The sequence below is a fragment of the Dactylosporangium sp. NPDC000555 genome (assembly GCF_040300025.1).
In the GTDB taxonomy this organism is placed as follows: Bacteria; Actinomycetota; Actinomycetes; order Mycobacteriales; family Micromonosporaceae; genus Dactylosporangium.
The window spans coordinates 1-8852 of the sequence record NZ_JBEPDB010000156.1 but is presented as its reverse complement, the minus strand read 5'-3'; the positions used below and the strand labels follow the sequence as shown (position 1 = coordinate 8852).

The following is an 8852-nucleotide window of genomic DNA, read 5'->3' as shown; positions in this document are numbered from 1 at the left end:
GCGCAGCGCGGTGAGCGGGGTGCGCAGCCGGTGCGACAGGTCCGCGGCCAGTTCGCGCTCGGCGTCGGCGAACGCGATCATCTGATCGGCCATGCGGTTGAAGCTGCGGGCCGCGTCGCGCAGCTCCGGCGGGCCGTCGGGCTCGACCCGGGCGTGCAGGTCGCCGTCGCCGAACGCGCGGGCACCGTCGGCGAGCTTGCGGGTGGCCCGCACGATCTGCGCGCCGAGCCGGTCGGCGACCAGGGTGGAGCCGGCGACGAGGACCACGGCGAGGCCGGCGAGCGCGAACCAGGCCGCGTCGACGCCCCGGCTCAGGTCGGCGTCGGAGACGTACACCTCCACGACGGCGGTCCGGTCGTTGTCGAGCACCACGGTCTGCAGGTAGGCGACGCCGCCGGGCGCGTCGGCGGTCAGCGAGCGCCGCTGGTGGGCCGCCCGGTCGACGTCGGAGGACACGGCGTGGCTCGTGCCGACCGTCGATTCCCCCACCAGGTGTACCGCGAGCCGCCCCGACTGCCCGGCCGGCACGGTCGCCACGGCACGGTCGAGGAACCCGGAGCCGTTGCCCGGCGCCGAGGCGAGCGCGGCGACCATCGCGTCGGCCTGGTAGCGCGCCTCGGCCAGGGCACGGTCGTGGGCGATCTGCTTGGTGACGTACGCGAGCGGCACGAGGAACGCCAGGGCGATCATCGAGGTGATCGCGAAGGACAGGCGTATGAGGGCGCTTCTCACGCCGGCGCCTGATCCGGGTCGACGAGCATCACCCCGACCCCGCGGAACGTGCGCAGATATCGCGGCGCGGTGGCGCTCTCGCCCAGCTTGCGCCGCAGCCACGACACGTGCACGTCGATCGTCTGGTCCTCGCGGGAGCTGTCCGGGCGCTGCCACACCTCGGTGAGCAGCTCCCGACGGCTGACCACGCGCCCGGCCCGCTGGGCGAGGTATGCCAGGAGGTCGAACTCCTTCTTCGTCAGCTGCAGCGTCCGGCCGTTGATGGACGCTGAGCGCTGCTGCGGGTTGACCTGCAGCGCGCCGACCGTCACCCCGGCCGGCGGGGCGGCCGGCCCGGGCGTGCCCTGGCCGCGGCGTAGCACCGCGTTGATCCGCGCCGACATCTGGGCGCTGGAGAACGGCTTGGTGACGTAGTCGTCGGCGCCGGCGTCGAGCAGCCGGATGATGTCGCGCTCCGAGCGGCGCGCGGTCGCCACGATGACGGGCGCGTTGGAGATGCCGCGCAGCATGCGCAGCACGTCGAGGCCGTCCATGTCGGGCAGGCCCAGATCGAGGATGACCAGGTCCGGCGGGTCGGTGGCGATGACCCGCAGCGCCGATCCGGCGTTGCCGACCGGGCGTACCACGTGCCCGGCGTCGGTCAGCGCCCGGGACAGGGCACCGGAGACGGCGACGTCGTCCTCGACGAGCAGGATGAGCGGCATGGCAACACGCTATCGCCACCGTGACGGAGCGTCTGTCCGGACCCGCGTGAGAGGATCCGTCGATGCGGGTTCGACGAGGCGCGGTACCGGTGCTGCTGTGGTGCCTGGCCACGACCGCGAGCATCGCGGTGGCGTCGCTCGCGCTGCGGCCCGTGTTGCGCACCGCCGTGCCCCAGGACACGGTGCCGGTCGCGACCGACGAGGAGCGCGGCAACCGGGACGCCGTCACGCAGAGCGTGCCGGCGCTCGCGACCGGCTCCCCGCGGCCCGAGCCGACGGTCCCATCGGCCCCCCGCCCCGTGTTCCCGCCGCCGACGAGCGCCCCGGCGCCCCGCGGCAGCGCATCGGCACCGGGCGAACAGAAGACCACCGCCACCACCGCCCCGGCCCGGATGGTCAACGGCTGGACGGTCACGACCGGAACGGACGGCGTCGACGTGTACCTCAAGTCGTTCCGCTCCGACGGTGGCGACGCCGTGATCCGCATCCGGGCCGGCGTCGTCTCGGTCGTCACCGCAACGCCCCGCGACGGCTACTCGGTGTCGCAGGCGCAGAATGAGCCGAACCGGCTCGCCGTGCAATTCGTCTCGTCGTCGGGCGGCGTGGCGTACCTGGTGGACTGCATGTGGTGGCAGAACGGGCCGCACGGCCAGGTCACCCGGATCGGCTCCTGATTTCCCTTATCTTCAGGTTAAAAGCGTTATTCGCCGGCGTCGAAAATCATCGGAACAACTTAATGTACAGCTAATAGAACCCGTCCCGGTCCCGGCTCTACGGTCAGATCGTGAGCAGCACGACCCCCGGTGGCGAGGAGCACATCAACGGCTCGAGCGTGGCCCTCTCGCCCGCCCCGGCGGACGGCGGCACGTCGACCGCACCGCCCGCGGTGCCGGACGCGCCGGCGTGGTCGGAGGACGACCCGATGCGCCGGCACGCGTGGCGGCGGGTCTTCGCCGTCGCGGTCGTGCTCGTCGCCGCGTTCGCGGTGGTGGTGCTGTGGGCGCGGCCCGCGCACGAGCCCGGGTTGCCGCCGGTGGTACCGCCGAGCGGCGGGCCGGACGTGGTCGGCGTGCTCAGTCCGACCGACCACGCGTTCCTGCGGCTCATGATCTCGCTCGACAACAGCGCGCTGCCGTTGTTCGAGATGGCCGGGGACGTGCCGGCGCTGCGGGGCGTGGCGGCGAGCGGGGCCGACGGCCACCGGGCCGAGCTCGTGACGCTGCGGGCCGCGCTCGCCGCGGGCGGCGGGGTCGAGAACCCCGCCGAGCACGCCGGGCACGACATGCCGGGGATGGTGCTGGACGCTGACCTGGCCGCCGTCCGCGACGCACCCGCCGACCAGCGGTCGGCGAAGGCGGTCGCGGCGCTGCGCGAGCACCTCACCGCGACGGTCGCGCTGGCCACGTCCGAGGGCAATGCCGGCTCCGACCCGGCGACGAAGGCCGCCGCGGCGCAGATCCGCGACACGCACAGCAAGCTCCTGGCGTCGCTGCCGGCGGTGTGAGTCTCCCCGGTCCGGCATGTGTGATTTGGTGGGTGTCCACAACTTTCGCCCGCCGCAGGTGGTGAATCCGGCGGTTTCTCTACCCGAGGGTAAGAGCAAGGGTTGTTGGACGGGTACCCCTGCCCCGAGGTGGTTCCCGCACCTTTGGGAGGCTTACTCGGTGTTCAGCCGCATTGCCATCGTCAACCGGGGAGAAGCCGCCATGCGGCTGATCCACGCCGTCCGCGAGCTCAACGCCGTGCCCGGGGCACCGCCGATCGAGACCATCGCCCTGTACACGGACGCCGAGCGCACCGCCACCTTCGTCCGCGAGGCCGACGACAGCTACTGCCTCGGGCCCGCGTCGGCGCGCCCGTACCTCGACCACGACGTCCTCGAGCGCGCGCTGGTCGAGACGCGCGCGGACGCGGCCTGGGTGGGCTGGGGCTTCGTCGCCGAGGACCCCGCCTTCGCCGAGCGCTGCGACAAGATCGGCGTCACCTTCATCGGCCCGAGCGCCGACGCCATGCGCAAACTCGGCGACAAGATCGGCGCGAAGCTGATCGCCGAGGAGGTCGGCGTCCCGGTGGCGCCGTGGAGCCGCGGCGCGGTCGAGGACCTGGAGGCGGCCACGCGCGCGGCCGCCGAGATCGGCTACCCGCTGATGCTCAAGGCGACCGCCGGCGGCGGCGGCCGGGGCATCCGGGTCGTGCGCAGCGACGAGGAACTCGCCGATGCCTACGAGCGCACGAGCCTGGAGGCCAAACGCGCGTTCGGCAGCGGCATCGTGTTCCTGGAGCGCCTGGTCACCGGCGCGCGCCACGTCGAGGTGCAGGTCATCGCCGACGGCCAGGGCACCGCGTGGGCGCTGGGCGTGCGCGACTGCTCGGTCCAGCGGCGCAACCAGAAGGTCATCGAGGAGTCCGCCTCGCCCGTGCTCGCCCCCGAGCAGGCCCGGGAGCTGAAGGCGGCGGCCGAGCGGCTCGCGCTGGCCGTGGACTACCGCGGCGCGGGCACCGTCGAGTTCCTCTACCACCCGGGCGAGCGGCTGTTCGCCTTCCTCGAGGTCAACACCCGGCTGCAGGTCGAGCACCCGATCACCGAGGCCACCACCGACTTCGACCTGGTCAAGGCCCAGCTCCACGTGGCCGCCGGCGGCCGGCTCGGCGACCTGATCCCGGCCGAGGCCGGGCATGCCGTCGAGGCCCGGCTCAACGCCGAGGACCCCGACCGCGACTTCGCTCCGGCGCCCGGCCGGATCGTCCGGCTGGCGCTGCCCAGCGGCCCGGGCATCCGGGTGGACACCGGGGTGAGCGAGGGCGACGTGATCCCGGCCGACTTCGACTCGATGATCGCCAAGATCATCGCGTACGGCCGCACCCGCGATGAGGCGCTCGGCCGGCTGCGCCGCGCGGTCGCCGAGACCACGGTGATCATCGAGGGTGGCGCCACCAACAAGAGCTTCCTGCTCGACCTGCTCGACCAGCCCGAGGTGATCGACGCCAGCGCGGACACCGGCTGGATCGACCGGGTCCGCGCGCAGGGCCGCCTGGTCACCACCAAGCACTCCGGCGTCGCGCTGGCCGCCGCCGCGATCGAGGCGTACGAGGACGAGGCGCTCGTCGAGCGGCAGCGGCTGCTGTCCACCGCGCACGGTGGCCGCCCGCAGGTGCAGCACGAGAGCGGCCGGCCGATCGACCTCAAGCTCCGCGGGGCGGGCTACCGGGTGACCGTCGCGCAGACCGGGCCGCACCGGTTCCGCGTCGGCGTCGGCGAGGCGTCCACCGTCGACGCCGAGCTCGAGCGGTTCGACGAGCACACCGGCCGGATCCTGGTCAACGGCCGGCGGTACCGGCTCGTCACCGACACGCACGGGCCCGTACACCTGGTCGAGGTCGACGGCATCACGCACCGCGTCGGCCGCGACGAGGGCGGCGTGCTGCGCTCGCCCGCGCCCGCGCTGGTCGTCGCGACCCCGCTCGGCGTCGGCGACGAGGTCGAAACGGGCGCGCCCGTGCTCGTCCTGGAGAGCATGAAGATGGAGACCGTGCTGCGCGCGCCGTTCAAGGCGAGGCTGCGCGAGTGCCTGGTCTCCGTCGGCAGCCAGGTGGAGACCGGCGCGCCGCTGATGCGCCTGGAGCCGATCGGTGACGAGGCCGCGGCCGGCGCCGGTCCGGCCGCCACCGCGACCGAGGCCGTCGAGCTCGAACTGCCGCCCGAGCCGACCGGCCTGTCCGCCGAGGCCCGGGTCGCGCGGGGCATCGCCGACCTGCGCAGCCTGCTGCTCGGCTACGACCTCGACCCCCGCGACGAGCGCCGGGCGCTGTCGAAGTACCTGGCCGCGCGGGCCGAACTCGGGCGCCGCCCGATCGAGCAGGAGGTCGAGCTGCTGCGGGTGTTCGCCGACCTGGCCGAGCTGAGCCGCAACCGGCCGGCCGGGGAGGAGGGCCGGGCCGACAACCGGGTGCACAGCCCGCGGGAGTACTTCCACACGTATCTGCAGAGCCTCGACGTCGAGCGCGCCGCGCTGCCCGACACCTTCCGCAGCCGGCTGGCCCGGGTGCTCGCCCACTACGGCATCGACGACTTCGAGCGCACGACCGCGCTGGAAGAGGCCGTGTTCCGGATCTTCCTGGCGCAGCAGCGCACGTCGGCCGACGTCTCGATCATCGTCACGTTCCTGCAGCAGTGGCTGACCGAGCCGCTGCCCGACGACGGGCTGCGCGAGCTGGTCGGCCAGGCGCTGGAACACCTGATCTCCGCCACCCAGCTGCGGTTCCCGGTCGTCGGTGACCTGGCCCGAAGCATCGTGTTCCGCTGGGCCGCCCAGCCGATGCTGCGCCGCAAGCGCGCCGAGGTGTACGCGGGCGTCCGCGGCCACCTGCGCCACCTCGACGAGCACCCGGCGGCGCCCGACCGCGCCGAACGGATCGCGCACATGGTCGCCTCGCCCGAGCCGCTCGTGCGGCTGCTCGGTCAGCGCATCGGCGCGCCCGGCGCCGACAACGGCCCGATGCTCGAGGTGCTCAGCCGCCGCTACTACGGCAACCGCGGCGCGCTCGACGCGCGCTGCGTCGAGGTCGCGGGGCGCTCGTTCTTCACCGCCGAGTACGACCGCGACGGCGAGCGCTTCCGGGTCGTCGCCGCGGCCACGGACTTCGCCGATCTGCCCGCGACCCTGCAGCAGGTCGCCGGGCTGGCCGCAGCGGACTCCGTCGCCGACGTGTACCTCACCTGGGCCGGGCAGCCCGACCCGGACACGATGGCCGCGACCCTGCGGGAGATCCTCGACCACGCCGGGCTGCTGGACGTGCTGCATCGCGTGACGATGTCGGTCGCCGGGCGCACCGGCTCGGCCATGCACCACCACTTCACCTTCCGGCCGGGCCTGGGCGAGGACCGGGTGATCCGGGGGCTGCACCCGCTGATCGCCCAGCGCCTGCAACTGCCGCGGCTGCGCAACTTCGACCTGACCCGGTTGCCGTCCGTGGACGAGGAGGTCTTCGTCTTCCACTGCGTCGCCCCGGACAACCCGGCCGACGAGCGGCTGGCGGCGATGGCCCAGGTCCGCGACCTCACGCCGCTGCGCGACTCCGACGGCCGGATCATCGCGCTGCCCGCGCTCGAGGGCGCCCTGGACGCGTGCCTCGACGCGATCCGCAAGGTCCAGGCGGGGCGGCCCGCGAAGAAGCGGTTCGACACCAACCGGATCACCCTCTACGTCTGGCCGCCGACCGAGCTGACCATCGAGGAGCTGAACCTCGTCGTCCAGCGCGTGGTGCCGATCACGGCCGGCGCGGGCCTGGAGGAGGTCCTGTTCCTGCACCGCCGCCGCGACGAGGCCACCGGCGAGGTGACCGACATGGCGGTCAAGATCTCCTACGACGCCGGCATCCAGGTGTCCGTCACCGCGCCGACCGCGGAGCCGATCCAGCCGCTCGACGACTACCGGCAGAAGGTGCTCTCGGCCCGCCGTCGCGGCACGACGTACCCGTACGAGCTCACCGCGATGCTCGCCGGGCCCAACGGCACGTACGTCGAGCACGACCTGAACGACCTCGGCGCGCTGGTCCCGGTCGATCGGCCGCGGGGGCACAACAAGGCGGGCATCGTCGCCGGTGTGGTGAGCACCCCGACCGAGCGCTACCCCGAGGGCGTCATCCGGGTGGTACTGCTCGGCGACCCGACCAAGTCGCTGGGCGCGCTGGCCGAGGCGGAGTGCGCACGCGTCATCGCCGCGCTCGACCTGGCCGAGCGGATGCGCGTGCCGCTGGACTGGTTCGCGCTGTCGGCGGGCGCCCGGATCTCCATGAGCTCCGGCACCGAGAACATGGACTGGGTGGCCGCCGCGCTCAAGCGGATCGTCGAGTTCACGCAGGCCGGCGGCGAGATCAACATCGTGGTCGCCGGGATCACCGTCGGCGCCCAGCCGTACTGGAACGCCGAGGCCACGATGCTCATGCACACCAAGGGCATCCTGGTGATGACCCCGGACTCCGCCATGGTGCTGACCGGCAAGCAGTCGCTGGACTTCTCCGGCGGCGTGTCGGCCGAGGACAACTTCGGCATCGGCGGCTACGACCGGGTGATGGGCCCCAACGGCCAGGCCCAGTACTGGGCGCCGGACCTGCGGGGCGCCCGCAACGTGCTCATGGCGCACTACGACCACACCTACATCGCCCCCGGCGAGCCCCGGCCGCGCCGGGCGGAGACGTCCGACCCGCTCGACCGCGACATCTCCGGCTACCCGCACGCGGTGCCCGACAGCGACTTCACGACCGTCGGCCAGATCTTCTCCCGCGAGCACAACCCCGACCGCAAGAAGGCCTTCGACATCCGCACGCTGATGCGGGCCCTGGCCGACCAGGACCACGCCGTCCTGGAACGCTGGGCGGGCATGGCCGACGCCGAGACCGCGGTCGTGCAGGACGTGCACCTCGGCGGCATCCCGGTGTGCCTGCTCGGCATCGAGTCCCGGTCCGTACCGCGGCGCGGCTTCCCGCCCACCGACGGCCCGGACACCTACACCGCGGGCACCCTGTTCCCGCGCTCGTCCAAGAAGGCCGCCCGGGCGATCAACGCGGCCAGCGGGAACCGCCCCCTGGTCGTGCTGGCCAACCTGTCCGGCTTCGACGGCTCGCCCGAGTCGATGCGCCTGCTGCAGCTGGAGTACGGCGCGGAGATCGGCCGGGCGATCGTGAACTTCGAGGGCCCGATCGTGTTCTGCGTGATCTCGCGCTACCACGGCGGCGCGTTCGTGGTGTTCTCCAAGGCGCTCAACCCGAACATGACCGTGCTCGCCGTGGAGGGCTCGTTCGCCTCCGTCATCGGCGGCGCGCCCGCCGCCGCCGTGGTCTTCTCCGGCGACGTCGACGCCCGCACGGCGAAGGACCCGAGGGTGTCCGGCCTGGAGGCGCGGGTGGCCGCGGCGACCGGCGGCGAGCGGGCGGCGCTGGTCACGCAGCTCATGGAGGTCCGGGCCACGGTACGGGCGGAGAAGCTGGGCGAGGTGGCCGCCGAGTTCGACGGCGTGCACAGCATCCAGCGCGCGGTCGAGGTCGGCTCCGTGGATGCCATCATCCGCCCCGAGGAGCTGCGCCCGCAGATCATCGCGGCCGTCGAGCGCGGCCTCGCCGCCTCGTAGCCGCTGCCCGGACCGCGGCCGTATTCGCCGCGGTTCATGGCTGCCGCGCCCCGGACGAGCTCGTCCGGGGCGCGCCGGCTGCCCGGCACCCGACGGCGGGCTTGCCGGGTTTGGGCGCGTTCGCCACCGCCACCGCAGGCAACGCGGGGTGGCGGCGGCCGGGCGCTGCGACGACCAGTTCGCCGGGGCGCTCGGTCGCCCGCGCACGCGTGCCGGTGCGCGAGTCACTACGCCGCCGGGGCGTGTCGCCCAAGCACGGCCGAGCCGTGGCCGCCCGCGTATGCGGTTT

General features: G+C 73.5%; 5 protein-coding genes. 3 read left to right on the top strand and 2 right to left on the bottom strand.

The genetic code is table 11. The features are described from left to right. Positions 1-732, bottom strand: a 732-nt coding sequence (locus ABT297_RS41925) for a HAMP domain-containing protein (protein WP_350559402.1), incomplete at its 3' end; no start/stop codon positions are given. Continuing rightward, positions 729-1436 carry a response regulator transcription factor gene (locus ABT297_RS41920; RefSeq protein WP_350559399.1) on the bottom strand — a complete coding sequence of 236 codons (708 nt, stop codon included), beginning with the start codon at positions 1434-1436 and terminating at the stop codon, positions 729-731. The genes ABT297_RS41925 and ABT297_RS41920, both read right to left, overlap by 4 nt. A gap of 62 nt (positions 1437-1498) precedes the next feature. Here ABT297_RS41920 and ABT297_RS41915 point away from each other — a divergent pair, with 62 nt between their 5' ends. From ABT297_RS41915 to ABT297_RS41905, 3 genes are all read left to right on the top strand, one after another. Further along, positions 1499-2110, top strand: coding sequence for a hypothetical protein (locus ABT297_RS41915; protein ID WP_350559396.1), 612 nt, complete (start codon positions 1499-1501; stop codon positions 2108-2110). A 110-nt stretch (positions 2111-2220) separates the two neighbouring features. Then, positions 2221-2940: a DUF305 domain-containing protein gene (locus ABT297_RS41910; protein WP_350559393.1), complete on the top strand. Its 720-nt coding sequence runs from the start codon at positions 2221-2223 to the stop codon at positions 2938-2940. Between the two features lie 160 nt (positions 2941-3100). Then, on the top strand, positions 3101-8563 hold the full coding sequence (locus ABT297_RS41905) for an ATP-binding protein (RefSeq protein WP_350559390.1): 5463 nt from the start codon (positions 3101-3103) through the stop codon (positions 8561-8563). The last annotated feature ends 289 nt before the right edge of the window (positions 8564-8852 follow it).